1 protein-coding gene is annotated in these 1,199 nt (G+C 68.4%); it reads right to left on the reverse strand.

The window, feature by feature from the left end; all coding sequences use genetic code 11:
- The coding region (locus tag EB084_26070) for a hypothetical protein (GenBank protein NDD31732.1) at nt 1-837 on the reverse strand (837 nt) is incomplete at its 3' end.
- Nucleotides 838-1,199: the final 362 nt, after the last annotated feature.

Genomic DNA, 1,199 nt, shown 5'->3' on the forward strand with positions numbered 1-1,199 from the left:
GAGCAGGCTGTTCAGCCGAGTCTCGAGGGTCTGCAGCGTCTGTTCGGCGATGCCCTGCCGCGTGCCAAGTGGGAGTGCCGCGAGGGCCTTCTCGATGCCCAGCCGCTCGGTCTCGAGGAAGGCGCGAACGCGCACGCGGTTCCACCCTGGCCCTTCGGCCGCCACGAGGGCGTTGAAGCGACCCTTGCGCACATCGTCGTCGACGTCAGAGACGGCGTCGAGCACGTAGATGAAGCGCCCGAGCGCCTCACCCAGCTGTTGCAGCACCGCGGTGTGCTCGAGGCGCTTCGTGAGCGTGGCGACAAACGCGAAGATGGTGCCCAGCAGCTCGGCGCTCGGGGCAGCGAGATCGTGAAGGGTCGGCTGGGAGAGGGCCTCGGCGGCGTGCTGTCGGGTCGGCAGCTCGGCGAGCAGCGCGACATCGAAGCCGGCATTGCCCAGCACCGTGTGAGCCCGCTCGGTGCGCTTCGAGAGCAGCGACGCCCCCACGCGCGCTTTCACGCTGCCCTCGTCGGCCACGTCGTCACGCAGCTTGGCGTCGACAAGGGCGATGTTCAGCGCGGCCAGCACGGGGCGCACGGCAGCGCTCACGGGCTGCACCATCACGCGGCGGAAGGGCACGACGGTGCAGGGGGCCGAGACAGGGGGCTTCGATCCGTCGTCGTCGAGCGCCGAGAGCACCACCTGCAGAAACGTCTGGTCGTAGTTCGTGAGAAGGGTTGACGCGGTGCCGCTGAAGTCTGCCATTCCGTGGCACGCGGCGCAGAAGTGGGCGCGGTACAGCTGCTGGTCGGCTGCCGCGAAGCCCTTCTTGCGCAGGCGCAGGAACCCGAACATGGGAGTGCGCCTTCCTCACGTGGTCGTCGTGGCAAAGGGCTGCCACGCATCTACTCATTGTCGCTTGGCGTCGTGCGTTCCTGCGGGGCCCGGGGAACGATGGGGACGCAGGGCGCGCGGGCATTGTCCCCCTCGGCAACGTGGTGGACACGGTGATGTCTCCCTCGGTACCGCGGTGGCCTGGAGAACGACGCACTTCCCTCAGCGCCGAGGAGTTCGCTTCATCAAGACGAACACATGTTTCGACCAGCCTCCCGCGCGGAAGGAGTCCTTCATGAGACGCAGATTCACCATCTTGACCTTCGTCCTGGCGCTCTTCGCAGCGCCCCTCGCCCACGCGGCGCCGGCGCCCCGCCCGGTGC

This window comes from Pseudomonadota bacterium (assembly GCA_010028905.1).
GTDB lineage: Bacteria > Vulcanimicrobiota > Xenobia > RGZZ01 > RGZZ01 > RGZZ01.